The following is a 20,524-nucleotide window of genomic DNA, read 5'->3' on the forward strand; positions in this document are numbered from 1 at the left end:
TTAAAGACTAGGATTTACCTATGCGCATTAAACGGCGATTTAGAGAAGATGCTGATCTCGACATTACCTCCTTTATGAATTTGATGATCATATTGGTGCCGGTATTGTTGATGAGCATGGTGCTGGCGCGCACGACGGTATTGGATTTGAAGTTGCCCGATATGGCCGACTCAAGCACACCCATGACCGATGAGCCGCCGCAACAATTAGAAGTAATTATTCGCGCAGATAAGCTGGTTATCAATTATCCTTCGGGCGTGACAAGACAAGAAATTGGAAAAACATCCGATGGAGAATTTGATTACAAATTACTTGCCACGTTTTTACAGCAAATAAAACTCACCTTGGAAAATCAGGGCATCCAGAAAAAAGATATTTATATTCTCTCGGAAAAAGATACTGACTATCAAACACTGGTCAGCACTATGGATACCGCGCGTTCATTTAAAGCGGTTGTTGCTACTTCAGTGGTTGAGGCTGAATTATTTCCAGAGATTTCGCTGGGCGATGCGCCACCACCCGGTGCCTCTACCGGTGCAGTAGCGCCAGCGGCAGGAGGTGCGCAATGAAGCAATCTCTGCGCGCAAAACGCATGGCAAAACATCATCGCCGTTTGAATCAGGTGCCCAAGCTGAACCTGGTTTCGCTGATGGATATTTTTACCATTCTGGTATTTTTCCTATTGGTAAATTCTGGCGATGTAGAAGTGTTGCAGGCGGATAAAAGCATCAAGCTGCCCGCGTCTGTATCGGAGCAAGTTCCAGAAAATAATTTGCTGGTGGTGGTCAGTGCAACCGATGTGCTCGTCGGTGGGCGCAGTGTAGGCAAGATCAGTGAGTTGTTGGAAAGCACTGGCGATAAATTTGTCCCGCTGGAAACTGAGTTAAAGTATCAGGCAGAAAAAGCAGGGCCATTAAAGGCCGAGGATCAGATTACTGGTCGCCCAGTTACTATCATGGCGGATCAAAAACTGCCCTACACGCTGCTGAAAAAAATCATGGCAACCTGCGCAGCGGCAGAGTATCGCGCGATTTCACTTGCGGTGACGCAAAAAGAAAATAGCGCTGATGCGGAGGGCGGTTGAGATGGCAAGTGTATTAATGCCTAACCTGGAATTGCCTTGGAGTTCATCGATTGATGATGACAAGCGCTTTACGAAAATCGTCTCCGGATTTTTGGTGGCGATGCTGGTGGTGAGTGCAGTGGTAACCTTGGTGAATCTGCCCGATGTCCCGCGTGCAGAAAAAGAAAAGCTGCCGCCGCAGTTGGCGCGCGTGGTGTTGGAAAAACAAGAGCTACCGCCGCCTAAACCCATTGAACCACCAAAGCCTGAGCCCAAGCCGGAAGAGAAAAAGCCAGAGCCGAAACCGGTAGAGAAAAAACCGGAACCTAAGCCGGTGGTAAAACCCAAAGAGCCGGTTAAAGCTCCGCCCAAAGAGGCTGTCGAAAAAGCACGCGAGCAGGCATCAAACAGTGGTGTCATGCAATTTAAAGATGACTTGGCTGAAATGCGCGAGATGATGCAAACCTCGGCCGTCGAAACTGCTGCCACTACAGTGACCAACAGTAGCGGTGAAGCCGCACAGCTGGATCGGGCGATGATCACCAGTGGTGCTAAAAAAGCCAGTGGCGGCATCAATACTGCTGCGCTCAGCCGCGATACAGGCGGTACAGCATTGTCTGGCCGTGAGACCACCAAAGTGACTAGCACGCTTGCCGATAGCACTAAAAAGGCAAATCAGGCTACCGCAGGCAATAGCAATGGTGCGGGTGGCGCGGCGCGCAGTGAAGAAGATATCCGCAAAGTCATGAACCAGCACAAGGGCGCGATTGACCTTATCTACAACCGTGCACTGCGCCAAAATGCATCGCTGCAGGGCAAGATGGTGGTGAAAATTGTCATCGACCCGAGCGGTAAAATTGTTGAGGCGAGCATGGTGTCGAGTGAATTGGGCGACCCGGAACTGGAAGCGAAGATTTTGCAGCGTATCAAACTGATCAGTTTCCCTGCGGCTAATGTGGCGCGTTTTACGCTTAATCAAAGTTTTGATTTCTTCCCAAAATAAGATTGGGCTCACAAACCAGCTAGACCTTGCAAAACCCCTGAGCGATCAGGGGTTTTGCTTTTGGGGCGGAAATAAAGCGCTGGAGCGAATTCTGGTTTTGGGTAATTTCAAAAAATAATCGTACAATTGTTGTAATCGGTTACATTTATATGGATAATGCCCTTCAGCTAAGGCCTTTTAATCATCGTGATTAAGCGGTAATCGATTACATTTTATCCTTCCGTGATAGATGCTAATCATTGAAGTCTGCTTGTTGTCATCCGTGATGCATTGTTAAGCCATAGCCCGCTGTTGTGTTTTTTTCACCCCGGTTCGCCGGGGTTTTTTATTTGCGCCTGCTTAAATCCTCCCGCAAAATGCCTCTGCCACATCAGCCGCAATCAATCCGATCATTACTTTCTCGCCAGGGGCGGCGCTGCGATTTGGGAATCTCTATGACACAAGCATTGCGTGCGGCGGCCAGTCGCCTCGAAAACTGGATCAAAAACGATGCCCTGCCACTTTGGTTAGCGCGCGGCATTGAACCCACCACTAAAGCCAACTACGAACGTTTAACGCCAGAGGGCGTCCCGGATCTGGAATCCAGCACCCGCGTGCGTGTACAGGCGCGTCAGGCGTTTTTCTTTGCGGCTGCTTACCATCGCGGCTGGTGCCCAGAGGGCAAAGACGTTGCCAAAAATTTGCTCGATTTCGTGCAAAAGACTGCGGCTCATCCAAGCGCAGGTGGCGGTTATACCCATCTGCTCAATAACCAGTGGGAAGTGGTTGATACCAAGCAAGATCTTTACGACCACGCGTTCTTTTTGCTGGCCAATGCCTGGTGTTATCGCGCCTTTGATGAAAAATCCTATTTGGAAACGGCAGATAAATTAATCGCCCATTTGGACGCGCGTTTTGGTTCTGCAGTGGGCGGTTGGATTGAAGGCGACTACGACTACGCCTGTCGCCGCCAAAACCCGCACATGCATTTATTCGAAGCCTTTCTTGCGCTTTACGATGCAACCGGCGATGCAAAATATTTGGCGCGCGTGGGCGAATTGTTTGCGCTGTTTCAATCACACTTTTTTGATGAAACTCACGGTGTATTGTTTGAATTCTTCGACGATAACTGGGCGCGTTTGCCCAATGCCAAAGGCGATACCGTAGAGCCGGGTCATATGATGGAGTGGGTCTGGTTGCTCGATTGGTATCACCGCCGCACTGGTCGCCCGGTGGCGCATTACACCAAAGCGCTCTACGCGCGCGGCTTGGAAATCGGCATGGATAAATCCGGTCTGTTGTTTGATGCTGTTTCCTATACCGGAGAAGTTATCGACCACAACAAACGCTGCTGGGGCATCACCGAATTAATCAAAGCCAGCTTGGTGCAGATCCGTGAAGGCAATGCCGATGCCGAAGCGATTGCAGTGAAAGGTGTGGAAGATTTATTTACCTACTATCTCTGCGCATCAACACCGGGTTCTTACGTGGATCAACGCGGAAAAAATGACGAAGTCGTCGTCGATGTCGCTCCTGCCAGCACCCTCTACCATTTGATTGTGGCAGCGATGGAGTTGCTTGATCATTTTGAGTTGGCTGCAAAAAAATAAATGCGAGCAGCTAACAAATAAATTGTTGGTTGAAATAAAAAAGCGCGCCGCGATTAAATCCCGGCGCGCTTTTTTATTAGGTTTTAAGTTGCCCGTGATTGCTGGTAACGCTCTTTGTTTAGGTTGTTGGTTGCAGTAGGGGGGCATCCCTCATCCCATTGCAAACGACAATAACTTCGCCACCAGTTCGGCTTGACTGCGCACTAGGGCTTTGTGCATACAGGTTTTTACCTGTTGGCGCACGGTGGTGAGGGATGAGCCGCGCTGCAAGGCAATTTCGGCCAAGCTGTCGCCGTGGCAAAGGCGGATTGCAATCTCTGTCTCAGCTTGAGTATGAGGATTTAGCCTCCCTGTGAATCTCTTTTTACAATTACGCATCCCCCATATGGAGGATGAGGCCACAAAAAGGGGTATTCATAATGCTGGCTTTTATTATTAATGGAACTTGACATGAAATACACTCTAAGTGCACTCATAATAGCCGTATCTTTTTTGACCGCATGTGGTGGTGGAGGCGGCGGAAGCGGAGGTGGAGGAGCGGCGGTGCAGTCTTCACAAGTCCCTGCATCCTCCTTGGCTGCTGGGGTGTCCAGCGTGGCTGTTTCCAGTTCGGAACAAGCGGTTAGCTCGGATGCTGTTAGTTCGCAGGTACAGGGCAGTTCATCGTCTGAGGCTATGGGGGGAAACTCTTCAGGGATAAGCGCTACAGCAAGTTCTATGCTGGCGAGCAGCTCATCCGTGTTCGTGAGCAGCGCTGAATCGTCTAGTTCAGGACAATCAGGTTCAGGGCAATCCAGCTCGGATCAGTTCAGCAGTCAAGCTAGTTCCAGTGGGTCAGCTGCAGATCCTTTCCTTGGCCAATTTAGCGGTGGTGCAGGTCATAGTTGGGATGTGGCCAGTAATTATTACCTCAAGGTTATTAAGGCTGGCTCGCTCACCCAGTACTGCGAATACCGCCAGCTTGAGCTAACCGTGAGCGCGGCAGAGGGCGGGTATGCACTTAGCTACCAAGCCACAGATTTGCTCTACGCCAGCGAAGAGTGTCCGGCGCAGCTCAACGGTAGTTTTACGGTGACGCTGATGGCTGACAGCACCAAAAGCGCCACCACCATCTACAGCAATCCGGTTTGGCCAGCGAATTTTGAGTTGCTCTGCCAATTCTCCACCAATGCGAGCCTTTATTACGATCACGAGTTTTCCCCGTGGGTCGATTGTCACGAGCCGACCAACAGTCAGCCGCAGCTCTTCCTGCGCGCGTGGCCCAAAAGCCAAAGTCCCGCCAGCAGCTCCTCCAGCAATAGCTCAAGTAGTCAAAGCGAAAGCAGTTCTAGTCTCGGTGAAAGCAGCAGTGAAAGCAGTGTCGCGAGTGAGGCTAGCGTTTCCAGCGCGCCAATAGTAGTACCAAGCAGCTCAAGCGCCAGTACTGTAAGCAGTTTGGCGGCTTCCAGCGAATCCTCCAGCGCCAGTTCTGGTGCAAGCCAAAGTTCCAGTGATAGTAGTCAAACAGCTTCATTTTCAAGTACTGCCGTTTCCAGCAGTAGTCTTTCTGCTGGCTCCAGCTCCAGTGCAGGTAGTGCCGCTAGCGATAGTGATGCAGATGGTGTCAGCGACACTGAAGATAACTGCCCCACTACCGCCAACCCCAATCAAAACGATTACAACGACAACGGCATAGGCGACGCCTGTGATGTCGCTGTACTAGGGGAAAAGGTTTATCGCGTTGCTGCCAATATCGTTGATAGCAGCGAATTACCCAATGCTGACCTTACCTCCACCTTTGATAGTCAAGGCACAACCCATATTGCGTGGCACGAAGACAGCGACACCGGCGAAGTGCTCTATTACGCAAGCGTTACCGAGGATGGCGTGATTAGCAAACGCGCGATACCGGAGCTGGTCGCGGAGTTAATTAAACCTACGGATATCGAAGTGGATAGCAGCGGTGGTGTCCATATTGTCGCCTTTGCCAAGCGTCAAAAGAGCGGCGGCACTCGCAGTGGCAACTACGCGGTTTACTACGCCTACGGCGGCGCTGGTGGTTTTAGTGTCAGCCAGGTGAGCGCAAACCCCACAGATCCAACACTGGATACGGACAGCCTTTACAACGCCTCCGTTAACGACAGGCCGCAAATTATGCTCAACGGCAACAATGCCACCGTCGCCTTTTATGCTGATGCCAACACTCTCACCAGTTACGACAACTGGCTAATCCTGGCTACCAACGCAGGCAGTTCCTGGAGTTATCAGCGGGCGTTTAATTTGGATGAGCTTGGCGAGACATTTGGCGCCACCAAAACCTACGCGACGAATGGCACTGGCTCGGTAAAATTGCCGCAGCGTCAACTGTCCTACAATCACATAGCGTTAATGGACATCTCTGACTACCGCCCGCGCTTTTTAAGTGGTAGCGGTGCCAATTGGACAGAGGCAGTCATGGAGGGGCCGTCCGGTTATACCGATGCACGCCATGTGCAGCTCACACTTAGCAATAGCGACCAATACCACTACGCCTACATCTTTGATGACGATACTAGCGCACAGATTCTCTACACTACGCTGGAGGCTGGTATGGCAAAAACCCTTAACAGTGTTCCCCTTAATTACACCACCGCCGGTAACTATACCCCTATTACCGTCGATCTCGATCATGACGGTCACCTTTACAGCATCTATCGCCGCGCCTTCCGTTCGGAGGAATATCTAGTCAACGTGGACTCTAATGGCGATAAGGGTGAGGTGATGTTTGACGTGCCGGGCAAGGTTCTTGGCCAACAAAGTCTACAGGTCATCAATGGCAAGTTGTCTTATGTGACCTACGGGACAGATCCGGATACTGGAGATGGTTATGTGTATGTGACGCATGTGACCTTGCGGACTTGGCCTGCGGTGGAATAAGGCTGGGGCTTGAGTTGGTGCCCTCTCCCTTTTGAGGGGGAGGGTTATTTTTTGAATTGAAATTACTTTTTACCCGGTGCCGGCCCAGTGCTTTTGCGAATAATAAATTCAGTCGGCAATACGCATTCGCGTTGGCTTAGGGGTTCACCTTCAATCACTTTCAGCAGCATGTCCATCGCCATTTTGCCCATTTCTTCTGCGGGTTGCGAAATGGTGGTGAGGCTTGGGTCGGAGTATTTGGAGTAGGCAATATCGTCGAAGCCGGTAACCGAGATGTCTTCTGGGATACGGATACCTTGATTTTTGAGCGTCTGCATAGCGCCAATCGCCATTTCATCGTTCATCGAGAAAATCGCGGTTGGGCGAACTTTCATATTGCAGAACTGGAAGGCGGCGTTGAGGCCTGACCACATGGTGAAGTCGCCTTCAGCGATCAGGTCTTTTTCAAACGGAATGCCCGCTTCAGCTAATGCTTCTTTATATCCTTCAAGGCGGTCGATGGCGTGCGGGTTGTCTTTCAAGCCGGAGATAACACCAATGCGCTTGTGTCCGAGCGAAATCAAATAATTCACCATGGTTTTGGCGGCAGCGCGGTTGTCGATACGGATCGCCGGGCCGGTGGTGTACTCGCAGCCACAAGCGTTTACGCAGGGGATATCGGGCGGAATATTGTTTTGGCTTTTTTCCGAGCTGGGGCGCAGTTGCACTATGCCATCGGCCAAGCGGGTTTCCACGCGGCGGATGTAATCCATTTCACGCTCAGGGGTGCCGCGGGTATCGCCCAGCAGTACGGCATAGCCTTTTTGCTGCGCGCGATCTTCCAGCGCGCGAATAAAGAGGGAATAGAAGGGGTTGGCGATATCCGGTACCAGTACTACCACGGCATAGGCGCGTGCCGAGCGAAAGTTGCGCGCAAGCATATTGGGGCGATAACCCACTTGGGCGATGGCGTTATGGACTTTTTCGAGGCTGTCGTCAGAGACTTTTTCGGGGTTGCTCAGGGCGCGTGAAACTGTGGCTACCGATACACCTGCCAAGCGGGCGACATCGCGAATATTGGACATAAGAACGACCTTTTGGAGCCGATATGGATATAAATGGCAGTTGAATTTATTGGAGATATGGTTATTTGCCCGAAAATTTACTACAGCTCGCCCTAAGAGACTAGAAAAATAAAATGTAAACGGTTACATTAGCTGACTATGTTGAGCCTTATGGTCGGCTGCAATATATGCTCAATTGAATTCAGTTTTATCAATTGAGGTTTAACCCTGAGTCTCTGCCTGTTGCCTCATCAGTGGTAGCGAGGTGCAGCACGGATGTGAAAGGGTCAGATTACAAGCGATCGCGGTCGCTCCACATAATAATTTGGTATGTGTTCATGAATCTTCCTCTGCTGGATGTCGCCATCATCCTCGCTTATATCTTTGCCACCTTGGTTGTGGGTTTTTGGATTTCCAGTCGCGCGTCCAAAGATATTAAAAGCTACTTCCTTGGCGGAAATAAGTTGTCCTGGTGGCAACTGGGTTTATCCAATGCGTCAGGCATGTTCGATATTTCCGGCACCATGTGGATGGTGTATTTGCTGTTTGTTTACGGTATTAGCAGTGTTTACATCCCTTGGTTATGGCCGGTATTCAATCAGATTTTTCTGATGGTATTTCTTGCCACCTGGCTGCGCCGCTCCGGCGTAATGACGGGTGCAGAGTGGATTACTTTCCGCTTTGGTGAGGGCAAGGGCGCGCGCTTATCACACATGATTGTGGTGCTCTTTGCACTGGTCAATGTGATCGGTTTTATCGCTTACGGCTTTATCGGGATTGGCAAATTCGCCGCGGTATTTATGCCTTGGGAATTGTCGTCCGACTCGCACATGAACGATGTGTATTACGGTTTGATCATCACGCTGGTGACAACTATCTATGTTGTGAAAGGCGGCATGTTCAGTGTGGTGTTCACTGAAGTTTTACAATTCATCATCATGACGATTGCGTGTATCGCCGTGGGCATTATTGCGATGCAACGTATATCGCCAGAATTGCTGGCAAGTCTAGTGCCGGGCGGTTGGGATCAGTTGTGGTTAGGCGGCGATTTCGATTTGGATTGGTCGGCGCAGTTGGCGGCGGCGAATGACAAAATTACCGCCGATGGTTACTCGCCTTTCGCGATCTTTTTCATGTTGGTGTTGTTTAAAGGTATTTTGCAAAGCCTCGCCGGCCCGCAACCAACCTACGACATGCAGCGTGTACTCTCGGCGAAAACACCAAAAGAATCCGCAAAAATGAGCGGTTTTGTTTCGCTGGTATTGCTGTTTCCTCGCTACATGTTGATTGCTGGCCTCGCTGTTTTGGCGATAGGTTTGTTTATGCCGCAACTCAACGGCATGGGCAAAGATGTCGATTTTGAACAAATTCTGCCGATGGTATTGGCGGGCGATATTCTGCCAAGCGGCTTATTAGGTTTGTTGATTGCCGGTCTGCTTGCTGCGTTTATGTCTACTTTTGCCGCGACGGTAAACGCTGCTCCAGCTTACGTGATTAACGATATCTACAAGCGCTACATCAACCCCAATGCCGAAGCTAACACCTACGTGAAGATGAGTTATCTGGTTTCAGTTTTGTTTGTGATCTTCGGTGTGGCGATTGGTTTTTTCATCCCCAGTTTGAATGAAATTATCGGCTGGATTGTGAGCGCACTTTACGGCGGCTACACCGCAGCAAATTTGCTCAAGTGGTACTGGTGGCGCTTCAACGGCTTTGGATATTTCTGGGGCATGGTGACCGGTTTTGCGATTGCATTTCCGCTGATTTTTACCGACATCACCCCGATCAAAGCATTTCCATTTATGTTCCTTGCGTGTTTGTTGGCTTGTGTGATCGGCTCGCTCGTCACCAAACCTGATGAAATGGATGTGTTGAAAAAGTTTTATCTCAAGGTTCGCCCTTGGGGCTTCTGGGCACCAGTGCTGGCCGAAGTACAGAAAGATTATCCCGCAGTTGGGCGCAATAAAGATTTCTCGCGCGATGCTATCAACGTAGTCGTTGGTGTTGTGTGGCAAACCTCGCTCACTGCCGCACCGGTTTTTATGGTGATCCAACACTGGCAAGAATTTGCGATAGCAATGGCAATTGCTGTGGCTACCAGTATTTTCCTTTGGTTTAACTGGTACAAAAAACTGGAAGACTATCCGGCAGACACTCCGGCAGAAGTGCTTAAAGGTACTAATGACGAGCATTTGCTGGCGAAGAATTAAGTAGTTCATTTTTCGCTGCAGCTAACTGCTGCAGCGAAAAAATTTTTAACGTCGTTGTAATCGATTACGGTTTACGTTCGCTGTGCGATGAAATGCATAGTAGACAGACAAAAAACAAAAACTCATTGGAGCATTTGAAGCATGAGTAGTTTTAAAGAAAAAGCAAAAGCGCTGTTGCAACAGCACGAAGCACTGGTAACTAAAAAAAATACAGTAAGAGCATCGGGCAATGGTGTTTACGATTGCTATGAAAATCCGATTCTTACCGCGGAGCATGCTCCAATTTTCTGGCGCTATGATCTGAATGAAAAAACCAATCCATTTTTGATGGAGCGTCAAGGTGTTAACGCCGCGTTTAACTCAGGTGCCATGCTGTGGAATGGCAAATATATTCTGGCAGTGCGTGTTGAAGGCGTTGATCGAAAATCATTTTTTGCCATCGCTGAAAGCCCTAACGGTGTCGACAATTTCCGCTTCTGGGATTTCCCCATCACTCTGCCGGAAACCGAGCGCCCCGACACCAATGTATACGATATGCGTTTAACCCAGCACGAAGATGGCTGGATTTACGGTTTGTTCTGCACCGAGCGCAAAGACGAAACTCGCCCAGCTGATACCTCTGCTGCTGAAGCGCAATGCGGTATAGCCCGCACCAAAGATTTGGTGACTTGGGAGCGTTTGCCCGATTTGATTACCTATTCTGGTCAGCAGCGCAACGTGGTTTTGCACCCGGAATTTGTGGATGGCAAATACGCGCTCTACACTCGTCCGCAAGATGGCTTTATCAGCGTAGGTGGTGGTGGCGGTGTAGGTTGGGGCTTGACCGATACTATGACCAATGCCGAAGTGAAATCTGAAGTGATTGTTGATCCAAAGGTCTATCACACCATTAAAGAAGTGAAAAACGGTCAGGGTCCTGCGCCAATTAAAACTGCTGAAGGTTGGTTACATTTAGCACATGGCGTGCGTAATACCGCTGCTGGTTTGCGTTACACGCTTTACATGTTCATGACTGAACTTGAGCGCCCTTGGGTGATTTCGCATCGTCCTGCTGGTCACTTTATTGCACCGCACGGCGCAGAGCGTGTGGGTGATGTGTCTAACGTTGCATTCTCAAACGGCTGGATTGTGAATGAGAAAAACGAAGTGTTTATTTATTACGCTTCATCCGACACGCGTATGCACGTTGCGACTTCAACCGTAGACAAACTGATCGACTACTGCAAAAACACGCCAGAAGATGGTTTGCGTTCTGCGGCTTCTGTTGCGGTGCGCAATGAATTGATCAGCGCTAACCTGGCTGTGTTGAAGGATTTGGTGTAACGCATGAGTGTCGCAAGTCTTCCAGTAACTTCTGCATCTTTGCAGCAAGAATTTCGCGCAGAATTAATTGCCATTGCTGACTGGTGGGCTGCGCATGCGGTCGATCAGGAGCAGGGTGGTTTTTACGGTGAAATTGATGTGCACAATAAGCCTGTTAAAAATGCGAGCAAAGGCATTATCTTAAATGCGCGCATTTTGTGGTTTTTTAGTGAAGCCGCGCAGCAAGTGGATAATCCTGTTTATCGCACCTGTGCAACGCGCGCATATGATTATGTGATTGCGCATTTTTTCGATAAAGAACACGGCGGATTTTATTGGGAGCTGGATGCGGCAGCACAACCCATCAACACCAAAAAACAAGTCTACGCACAGGCGTTTACCATTTACGCATTGGTTGCTTATCACCAGCTCACAGGCGATGAGCAAGCTCTCGCTCGTGCGCTGGACTGCTTTAAAATGGTTGAGCAATATGGAATAGATAGTGAGCGTGAAGGCTATCTTGAAGCCTTTACGCGTGAGTGGGGCGCGCTGGAAGATTTGCGTTTGAGTGATAAGGATCTGAATTATCCAAAATCGCAAAACACTCATCTGCATATTTTGGAAGCCTACACTACTTTGTATTTGGCTCATCCTTCTGCCGAAATAAGAGCAGCACTTAAATACAATATTCAAATGTTTGATAAGTATATGATCGATAGAGATACGTATCACCTGCGTATGTTTATGGATCTGGACTGGAAAGATTTTTCGCCCGGCTATACTTACGGTCACGATATTGAAGCCAGTTGGTTGATCGCCAAAGCACTTGAATCTCTGGGTGATGATGCTTACACCACAGAGTTGACGCCAACGCTGATCAAAATTGCACAAGTAACAGTAAATGAAGCTATTGGTGAGCATGGGCAAGTCATCGACTCCTACGATTTTGCAACTCGCTCAATCAATACCGACACTGTGTGGTGGGTACAGGCAGAAGCACTGGTTGGTTTCCTGTATGCATATTCAACTACGGGTGAAGAAAGTTTTTATCACGCTGCAGATAATAGTTGGCAGTTTATTAAAACTTATCAAATCGATCATAAAAATGGGGAATGGTTTTGGATGTCGCGCGTGCATGAGCAAGACATTAACGCCAACTATAAAGTTGGTTTTTGGAAATGCCCTTATCACAATGGGCGCGCTATGATTGAAGCCGCGCGTTATTTACAGAAAGCTGAAGGCTCACTGCAAAGAATTGTTTGAGTGATGTTTTGAATTGTCAGCCGAGGGTAAAACCTCGGCTGCTTTTTATTACAACTAAAGATAAGGTTTTATAATAACAATGATTTTTTATTTTCTTTTTGGGAAAAACACTATGAAAAAAATAACAGCTCTATTGGCGAGTATCGCCGTCGCTGCTTCACTTTTGGCCGGTTGTAGCAGCCCAAAAAATACCGCATCTGTTGCGCAGGATTTTGTCAAAGTCTCCGGCAAGCAATTTCAAAAAAATGGTAAACCCTATTTTATTGCCGGTACCAATATGTGGTATGCCGCCTATTTGGGCTCGCCCAGCGCAGTGGGTGATCGCGCACGCTTGGCTAAAGAATTGGATACACTCAAATCTATGGGTGTAAACAATTTGCGCGTGCTGGCGGTATCGGAAAAAAGCGATATCAATTCTGCAGTAAAACCTGCAACAACGAATGGCTTCGGTAATTACGATGAAAGCCTATTGCAAGGTCTGGATTATTTATTGGTTGAACTCGCCAAGCGCGATATGACCGTGGTGCTGTATTTCAACAATTTCTGGCAGTGGTCGGGCGGCTTTACTCAGTACATGAGTTGGATCGATGGTCAGCCAGTGCAAGACCCGAATGTGACTAATGAGTGGGAAGTGTTTATGGCGAAATCTGCCAGCTTCTACCAAAGCGAAAAAGCGCAGCAGGAATATCGCAAAACTATCAAAAAAATTATCACTCGCGTAAATACCATCAACGGCAAAGCCTATGTGGATGATGCGACTATCATGTCATGGCAATTGGCGAATGAGCCTCGCCCTGGTAATTCCAAAACAACTGTGAAAGAAAAACAAATTTATATCGATTGGATTAACGGTGTAACTGCCTATATCAAAAGCCTCGACCCCCATCACTTGGTTAGTACCGGTAGTGAGGGTGTAAAAGGTTCGGTGGAAGATGCACAGTTGTTTTTTGATGCTCACTCATCAGAGAACGTGGATTATTTGACTGTTCACATGTGGATCAGAAACTGGGGCTGGTTTGATAAAACCAAACCAGCAGAAACCTGGGCACCAGCATGGGCAAAAGGCGACGATTATTTGAAATCTCACATTGAAATGGCGAATAAATTAAATAAGCCAATTGTGCTGGAAGAATTTGGTTTGGATCGTGATATGGGTTCATACGATATCAAATCAACTACACAGTACCGCGATACGTTTTATCAGGAAGTATTTGATGTGTTGCTGCCACGTATGCAAAAAGGCGAAGCGATTGCTGGCTACAATTTCTGGGCATGGAATGGCGCTGGTCGCACTACACGCAGTAATTATTGGTGGCAGGAAGGCGACGATTTAAATGGCGACCCACCACAAGAAGAGCAGGGAATGTACGGTGTGTTTGATACAGATACATCTACCATCGCCATCATTAAAAAGTTCAATACGCAGATTCATCAAATTAAATAAGTGATGAGGTTATAAACAGACGCACAAACGTGCGCAGGAAAAACTGCAATCAGCATTGCAGTTTTTTTTGAAAATCATTTAATTTATCTGATTAGTATTACGCATTAATTTAATAACGAGTTTTTACTGCAACACTTGAGCTCTAGAACTAAAGAGGAACTACAACGATGAATAAAAAAATACTTATCGCTCTCGGCATACTTGCCTCATCACTCTTGATGAGTGTGGGTGTGCAAGCACAATTTAAAACCAGCTCGGAATTTCCGCCCAAGCACGATATAGGTCACACGCCCGCAATGGGATGGAACAGCTGGAATACCTTTGGCTGTAATTTGAATGATCAGCTTATTCGCGATATGGCCGATGCGATGATCGCCACAGGTATGAAAGACGCGGGTTACGAATACATCAATATCGATGACTGCTGGCAGGGCGAGCGCGATGCGCGTGGCTATTTAACTGCGCACCCTGAACGCTTCCCTCATGGTATTAAAGCGGTTGCAGATTATGTGCATTCCAAAGGTTTAAAAATCGGTATCTATTCCGATGCTGGCAATAAAACCTGTGCGGGTTACGCCGGTTCGCGTGGGTTTGAATATCAGGATGCACTCACCTTTGCTGAGTGGGGTATTGATTATCTGAAATACGATTGGTGTAACACGGAAAATATTAATCCCATTGGTGCTTACACGACTATGAGTCAAGCGCTGGCTAAATTGGAACGTCCAATTTTATTCAGCATGTGCGAGTGGGGTGACAATGATCCATGGTTGTGGGGCAAAGAGCTTGGTCACTCATGGCGCGCAACCGGCGATATTTACAACTGCTGGGATTGTGCTTTCAATCATGGTTCATGGGCTTCGTTAGGTGTTCTGAAAATTCTTGATAGGCGTGAAAATATTCGCAAGTACTCAGGCCCCGGCCACTTCAATGATTACGATATGATGGAAGTGGGTAATGGCATGACTGAAGCGCAAGACCGCTCACACTTTAGCCTTTGGGCGATGCTTGCATCACCCTTGATTGCAGGTAATGATTTGCGTTCAATGAGCGAAACCACGCGCAAAATTCTCACCAACAAAGAGATCATTGCACTTAATCAGGACAAGCTTGGTTACGAAGCGCTGCGCATGTTGGACACCGGCAAGTTGAACGTATTTATCAAGCAATTGGAAAACAATGAGTGGGCGGTGCTCTTTTTGAATCGCACCGATAGCACCATGGATTACACCCACGATTGGGAATATTACCCAATGAAAGATGATGATAAAGGCGTATCGTTAAATTTCTCTGAAAAGAAATTTAACTACCGCGATTTGTGGAAAGGAACCAAAGGCGATACTTTAAAACCCATCAAGCTGAAAATTCCTGCTAACGATGTAGTTGTATTGCGTTTAACTCCGCGATAATTTGCTCCAGATGAAAATACCCGCTGCGTGCGGGTATTTTTTTATCTGTCTGACTCTGACAGTGCCACGCAATTGCGCCCCATATTTTTTGCGCGATAAAGCGCCTGATCGGTGCGCTGGAATAAATCATCAAAATTTTCATCGCTCTTGGCGACGCCAATACCTATGCTGGCGGTGATCGAAATATTGCCATCATTGTGTGTCATCTTGGCTGCTTCAATTGACACGCGAATTTTTTCGGCAATCAACAGTGCTTGTTTCACATTGGTTGCATCGCAAAGCAAAATAAATTCTTCGCCACCCCAGCGAACAAATTTATCGCTAACGCGAATATTTTTCTGAATGATCTGCGCTGTTTCACGCAACACCATATCGCCTGTGTCGTGTCCTAGTGTGTCATTGATGCGTTTGAAATTATCCAGATCAATGATTAGTAAACTGGTATTGGATTGCATTTTGCCATCGGGACTTTGTTGGCTCATCGCGGTTGCAAAACCATTGCGATTCAGCGCGCCGGTAAGCTGATCAGTATGGGAGAGCCATTTGTAGTGCTGGGATTCCTGCTGCAAATCCTGAGAGTAATTCAACAAGGTCGAAAGGCGTTGTGAGTCATTGCGAATGCGTCGGGCCTGAATCATCAGGTGGCGGGCAAACAACAATACATTGAACAACAGCCAGATGAGCGCAACCCCGAGGTACCAAGCTTCGGCGGACAATAGTTTGCCGTAAAGATCTATGTATTCGATTTGAATAAGGTGCTCACCAGCGCTTATTGGCGGCGCTAAATCTATGCCTATGTCGAGCAGATTCTCGGGCGAATCGGTGTTGAGCCAGCTCAAAGGGTTCCGGTTTCTGTTGTCGGGTTCGCGCCAGCCATAATTGTGAACAATGATTGGATTGGCTGTTTCATTGGCTAAAAAAGTGACATCAAGACCTTTTAGAATTTCCCGATTGTTAAGTGCAGAATTGGCGGGGTTAAAGTTGTGCATGCTCAGGCGCAAGCGCTGGTTGCCGCCCTGATAATCCACTTTTATCTCTATGCGTTGGTAGCTCGCGTAATCTTTACCCGTAGGACTTTTGCCGATGTTAATACTCATGCCGCAGTAGGGCGCAGGCAGGCCTTCGTTAGCAACTGTGCATGTAAATTTGAAACTGCTCTTGTCGATCCACTCCGCTTTGGTTTGCCCGCCGCTTTGGCCATCAAAAAATAAATGGTATTCACTGCCAACCAAATCGGGCAGGATTCGATCCCGGTGCTCGGGCAAGATGAAGTAAGCCAATATCGCAACCAGTGCTATTAAGGTAGAAATCACCAGTTGCCGGTAGAGTGGAATAAGTGCTGAGTGCTGGTCGGAAAAAGCCATTTTAAGCGCCAATAATATTATTATCTCAAGTGTAGACCATGTTCAGGGGAGAATTCAGGTGCAGTTGTTTGCGTACAATCCAGTTGGGCAGCCCGGTGATTTATTGATCTGGGTCGGGGTGATGGCAGCCAATCCGCCGCCCGAAATCCGCTTTGAAGTTCAGGGCGCGCCGGTTGAGGCGCAAATGCTGCCGCCCGGTTTTGAACCCTTGGGCGATGAGGTACGCGATGCGCGCGGCAATCCGCTCAATCATCGCGCTTTGTTTCGTCTGGATTGGCCGGCGACGACTGAGCGTTTTCACATCTGTGTATCCATTCCTGCTGCGGGCATCAAAACCACGCTTAGCAGTCGCCGCCCACCCGCACATTTACCTTCCAAGGCGACCGAAAGTTTTAATCTGTTGCTGTCATCCTGTTACTACCAACCCAACGACAAAAGCTACGCGCTTGCGGATGTGATTGCGGGCATCAAGCCTGCTCCGGACTTTACGCTGCTCGCTGGCGATCAGGTCTATCTCGATTTGCCTTCGCAGCAAAATTTGCCGCGCAATAAAAATCAGCTCGCCCAAACATTGGGGAAGAAGTATCAGGCCAATTGGTTTTGTGCTGATTTGCAACAGCCGGGGCTGGCGAAAGTGTTGCGCCACGGGCCGGTGCTCTGTGTACCGGATGATCACGAATTCTGGAATAACTTTCCGCTGTTTCAAGTGCAGCTGAACAATACATATGCAGAGCAAGATCGAAATAATTGGAAAGATGTCGCGCTGCGTTTGTATGAGCGCTATCAAATGTCGCCCGCGCAAACTGATGGTTTTTTTCGGCAGGATTTGCAACCGCTCAGTATGTTGTTTTTGGATGGCCGCACTTGCCGCGATGACAGCGGCAAACAGATGTTTAATGCGCAAACTCACAGCGCAATTGATCGCTGGACGAAGGATTTACTCGCGCGAAAAAAAAATAATGAAGCGGCGGTGGGTTTATTAAGTTCCGGTCAGGCATTACTGATGGAAAAACCGGGCATCTGGGCGCGCAAATTGGCCGATATGGAAATGCCAAATTATGATGATTTTTCTATCTTGACCAATGCGCTGGCTAAATTGTTAGCGGCAGAAGTTCCAGTGCTGTACATCACCGGTGATGTGCACTGGGGGCGCATAGTTGAAGGCGCGAGTCCGCGTGGAAAAAATGTATTTTATGAAGTGATTGCATCGCCATCGCGCTTGATTGATACCGCTGGTAGCGATCAAATTAATAGCCTGAAAAATAGCTTTCGCGCTAATCCAAAACCCTTTCCCTTGCATCCGGATGCCCCCGCTGATTTGGCGGGCATCAAGTTAGCCAATTTAAAACTGCAAACTCTGCATCGCCAGCAGGGCGATCACGTTGCGCTTTTGCGTTTCCATGCAATTCCGGGCGGAATTGAGTTTAGTGTGGATTATATCTGTACCGATCCGGATGAAAAAAAGCGGCGCCTTTATTCATCGACGCAAGGGCCATTCAAACTGCTTAGCTATTCATAACTGCTAGCTATTCTTAAGTACTTGGCTAGTCATAAATGAATTAATTATTTTCAAAATGATGTCAGATATTTATTGAGGAAAGGAACATGATCAAGCAAACCCTCTCGGTGCAATCGCGGGTGAAAAGTGATATTAAAAAACTAAAACGCACTAAAGCGGAAACCAATACAAAATGGTTGGTGCGCGCTTACGATAGTTTTAAGCTGGATAATAGAGCGCAATGGAGTTTCATTGTGTTAGCGGGCGGGAGAGATGTGGCTTCATTTCGTATTCGCGTAGCGCAATCCCATTTGCGCGGCGATATGCTGCCGTCATTTTGGTCTGAGTGTGCGTTGTTTTCGGTTCAGGATGATGATTTTTCCAGTGCAGAGTTTTTCAATCTGCCGTTGTTTCAACCTGCAAATGCCTCCTATGCACCTACGCGCAATGGCTTAATTAGATTGGCTCTGAGTGCGTTATCGGATCAAAAAACACTGCCGAATATTGCATTGCTCGCGATTCCGGTGCCACAGGAAAAAGTTTTAGCATCTATCAAGGAATATGAAAAATCGCGCGTGAGCTACGACGCGATTGAAAATATTTTGCCATGGTTGGCTTATGTTTGGGGGGCGGGCAATGCAGCTAATCCCCTGATGCAACAAATTGGTTTTCCGTCAGCGATGATGCTCAATCAGGTGTTTGCCGCAAATGGTTTTGATCTGGCACCGGGTGTAAATGCCAGCTTATCGGCACCGGAAACTTTTTGGAGCGGCGCAAAACATTGGCAGGATTACTACAGCAAAACGCAACAAAATGGCCTATTGCCCAAGATGCGTTTTGCTATCGATCATATGTACGATATTGATGAGAAATAATCAGTGCACTAAAGGAAAAGTAAAAAACTGATCCGGATTTTATAAATCCGGATCAGTATCCAACAATAATTCAATACGGTTATTCATCTGCGCCAGTCGGTTCCACTCGCCGGCATTTACCGTGGGAATTCGCTCCGGGTATGGCTCTATACCGGGCGTGGCATTGATCGAAATCTGCAATGTGGAATTAACATCGCGTGTGAGGTTGCCGAGCATCATAGTGACTTCACGACTGTAGTCATCCATGAGGCGATTGATAGTGTAAATCTCGTTGGAGAGCATGCAGTCGCCGAGGGTTTTGCTGTCCTCCGCCAATTGCGCCATACCCATGTTATCGATAACTACACAAAAATCGCCCACATAAATATTTATCGTCGCTGTGCCTTTGAAGCCTTTATTCGCCAAGCGATGCAACAGTTCATGCAGGCGCAGCAAGGGTTGAGGGTCAATGCTGTTTTGATGAAATTGCAGCGCGCCGGTTTGATTAAATGTCCAGGCCAATTCTTCAATTAACTCGGGTGCAGGCACTACAAATTGCGGCGGCTGCACCGCGCGCGCGTTCATCATGGCCGGGCTAATTAATTCCGGTTCTTCATTTGCTTGCGCATCGAGTTTGTCCAGTTGTTTGCTGATGAGTGTTTGCTGTTGGTGATTTTGCTCAAGCTGTTTGTCCATTTTTGTGTACAGGTAAGCCGCCGCAATTAATGCTGCGCAGGTACAAAAAAAAGTTGCCAGCGACCAGCCTGAGCCCGAACTGGTTGGCGCTGTTTGAATTTCAGGTGGTGGGAGTGTTGGTGGTGTGGCGGCGGGTTGTTGCTGCAAAATTTCGCTAAATTCCTGCCGCATGGTTTTACGCAGGCTTTGCAGTTCACGCACCACGCGCGAAGTAATAAACCGACGGTTGTCTTCCAAACTGTGTTCCATATGGCTGAGACGCAACTCCAAATTGCGCGCCTGTTCCAGCGATGCCGTACGCCGCTCCAGTTGCGCACCACCGATACCCGCAGCCTGATTGGCGATGTCAGTCACTTGATTGGCGGCAGCAATTAATTCCGGGCTTTCAACTGGCTCGCTTTTATCGGCGGACGCGTTGGGATAAATATGAATCGCCTCCAGCACTTTGGATAAATCCGTGGCATTGATGTGATCTTTACTCATCACATCCATCGCCCCCAGTGCGCGCGCTTGGCCGGTGTACACATCACCACTTTTGGACGTGTACATAATTACCGGAATCATGGCGGTGTCGGGGTTGGATTTAATAATTTGCAGCGCGCGAAAGCCATCGATGCCGGGCATCAGATGATCCATAAAAATCACCGCGGGTGCATGGCGGGAGAGGTAGCGCAGAGCGGCCTCACCGGAATCGACAATATCTATATCGAGCGGATAGCGGCGCAACATTTTTTTGAGTCGATACTGGGCAGTGGAGGAGTCGTCCACAATGAGGGCGCGTTGGATAGTCATGATAATTCCCTGTCGTCGGGCGGCAAATAAATAAGCGCGGTTATTATTTGCGCAAGCCTAACAGAAAATAATGATCCAGGGCGCTATCACAATCACAAG

At 48.3% G+C, this 20,524-nt stretch carries 16 protein-coding genes; 12 read left to right on the forward strand and 4 right to left on the reverse strand.

Annotation, left to right across the window (positions count from 1 at the left end; all coding sequences use genetic code 11):
• Window positions 1-20 precede the first annotated feature (20 nt).
• The 4 genes from SPL68_RS04285 to SPL68_RS04300 all read left to right on the forward strand — a co-directional run bounded on the left by SPL68_RS04285 (window position 21) and on the right by SPL68_RS04300 (window position 3,655).
• Window positions 21-569, forward strand: coding sequence for an ExbD/TolR family protein (locus tag SPL68_RS04285; protein ID WP_323813834.1), 549 nt, complete (start codon window positions 21-23; stop codon window positions 567-569).
• Complete coding sequence (locus SPL68_RS04290; RefSeq protein WP_323813835.1) at window positions 566-1,084, forward strand: ExbD/TolR family protein; 519 nt, start codon at window positions 566-568, stop codon at window positions 1,082-1,084. The genes SPL68_RS04285 and SPL68_RS04290 overlap by 4 nt, the downstream gene beginning before the upstream one ends.
• A 1-nt stretch (window position 1,085) precedes the next feature.
• Window positions 1,086-2,066 (forward strand): AgmX/PglI C-terminal domain-containing protein, encoded by a 981-nt coding sequence (locus SPL68_RS04295; protein ID WP_323813836.1) that lies wholly within the window; start codon window positions 1,086-1,088, stop codon window positions 2,064-2,066.
• Between the two features lie 434 nt (window positions 2,067-2,500).
• A complete protein-coding gene (locus SPL68_RS04300; protein ID WP_323813837.1) occupies window positions 2,501-3,655 on the forward strand; it encodes an AGE family epimerase/isomerase in 1,155 nt (384 codons plus the stop codon).
• A 150-nt stretch (window positions 3,656-3,805) separates the two neighbouring features.
• On the opposite strand, the gene SPL68_RS04305 is transcribed toward SPL68_RS04300, so the two are convergent.
• The gene (locus SPL68_RS04305; RefSeq protein WP_323813838.1) at window positions 3,806-3,940 is read right to left on the reverse strand and encodes a hypothetical protein; all 135 of its coding nucleotides are present in this window, start codon (window positions 3,938-3,940) and stop codon (window positions 3,806-3,808) included.
• A 165-nt stretch (window positions 3,941-4,105) separates the two neighbouring features.
• Between SPL68_RS04305 and SPL68_RS04310 the strand changes: the two genes are divergently transcribed.
• Window positions 4,106-6,550, forward strand: coding sequence for a hypothetical protein (locus tag SPL68_RS04310; RefSeq protein ID WP_323813839.1), 2,445 nt, complete (start codon window positions 4,106-4,108; stop codon window positions 6,548-6,550).
• Between the two features lie 62 nt (window positions 6,551-6,612).
• Here SPL68_RS04310 and SPL68_RS04315 read toward each other — a convergent pair whose 3' ends face one another.
• Window positions 6,613-7,614 (reverse strand): LacI family DNA-binding transcriptional regulator, encoded by a 1,002-nt coding sequence (locus tag SPL68_RS04315; protein WP_323813840.1) that lies wholly within the window; start codon window positions 7,612-7,614, stop codon window positions 6,613-6,615.
• Window positions 7,615-7,931: 317 nt separating this feature from the next.
• Between SPL68_RS04315 and SPL68_RS04320 the strand changes: the two genes are divergently transcribed.
• The 5 genes from SPL68_RS04320 to SPL68_RS04340 all read left to right on the forward strand — a co-directional run bounded on the left by SPL68_RS04320 (window position 7,932) and on the right by SPL68_RS04340 (window position 15,221).
• Entirely contained in the window at window positions 7,932-9,803 is a 1,872-nt protein-coding gene (locus tag SPL68_RS04320; protein WP_323813841.1) for a sodium:solute symporter family protein, read from the forward strand.
• 141 nt (window positions 9,804-9,944) lie between these two features.
• Window positions 9,945-11,126: a 4-O-beta-d-mannosyl-d-glucose phosphorylase Mgp130 gene (mgp130, locus tag SPL68_RS04325; RefSeq protein WP_323813842.1), complete on the forward strand. Its 1,182-nt coding sequence runs from the start codon at window positions 9,945-9,947 to the stop codon at window positions 11,124-11,126.
• A 3-nt stretch (window positions 11,127-11,129) separates the two neighbouring features.
• Window positions 11,130-12,368 carry an AGE family epimerase/isomerase gene (locus SPL68_RS04330; protein WP_323813843.1) on the forward strand — a complete coding sequence of 413 codons (1,239 nt, stop codon included), beginning with the start codon at window positions 11,130-11,132 and terminating at the stop codon, window positions 12,366-12,368.
• 112 nt (window positions 12,369-12,480) lie between these two features.
• Window positions 12,481-13,812, forward strand: a complete 1,332-nt coding sequence (locus SPL68_RS04335; protein WP_323813844.1) for a mannanase — start codon at window positions 12,481-12,483, stop codon at window positions 13,810-13,812.
• A gap of 167 nt (window positions 13,813-13,979) precedes the next feature.
• Window positions 13,980-15,221 carry a glycoside hydrolase family 27 protein gene (locus SPL68_RS04340; protein WP_323813845.1) on the forward strand — a complete coding sequence of 414 codons (1,242 nt, stop codon included), beginning with the start codon at window positions 13,980-13,982 and terminating at the stop codon, window positions 15,219-15,221.
• A gap of 41 nt (window positions 15,222-15,262) precedes the next feature.
• Here SPL68_RS04340 and SPL68_RS04345 read toward each other — a convergent pair whose 3' ends face one another.
• Window positions 15,263-16,585 carry a GGDEF domain-containing protein gene (locus SPL68_RS04345; protein WP_323813846.1) on the reverse strand — a complete coding sequence of 441 codons (1,323 nt, stop codon included), beginning with the start codon at window positions 16,583-16,585 and terminating at the stop codon, window positions 15,263-15,265.
• Window positions 16,586-16,643: 58 nt separating this feature from the next.
• On the opposite strand from SPL68_RS04345, the gene SPL68_RS04350 reads away from it, so the two are divergent.
• A complete protein-coding gene (locus SPL68_RS04350; RefSeq protein WP_323813847.1) occupies window positions 16,644-18,104 on the forward strand; it encodes an alkaline phosphatase D family protein in 1,461 nt (486 codons plus the stop codon).
• An 86-nt stretch (window positions 18,105-18,190) separates the two neighbouring features.
• Complete coding sequence (locus tag SPL68_RS04355) at window positions 18,191-18,958, forward strand: hypothetical protein (protein ID WP_323813848.1); 768 nt, start codon at window positions 18,191-18,193, stop codon at window positions 18,956-18,958.
• A 39-nt stretch (window positions 18,959-18,997) separates the two neighbouring features.
• Here the strand turns inward: SPL68_RS04355 and SPL68_RS04360 are convergent, their stop codons facing one another.
• Window positions 18,998-20,425 (reverse strand): response regulator, encoded by a 1,428-nt coding sequence (locus SPL68_RS04360; protein ID WP_323813849.1) that lies wholly within the window; start codon window positions 20,423-20,425, stop codon window positions 18,998-19,000.
• Window positions 20,426-20,524: the final 99 nt, after the last annotated feature.

This window comes from Cellvibrio chitinivorans, assembly GCF_035117775.1.
Classification (GTDB): domain Bacteria; phylum Pseudomonadota; class Gammaproteobacteria; order Pseudomonadales; family Cellvibrionaceae; genus Cellvibrio; species Cellvibrio chitinivorans.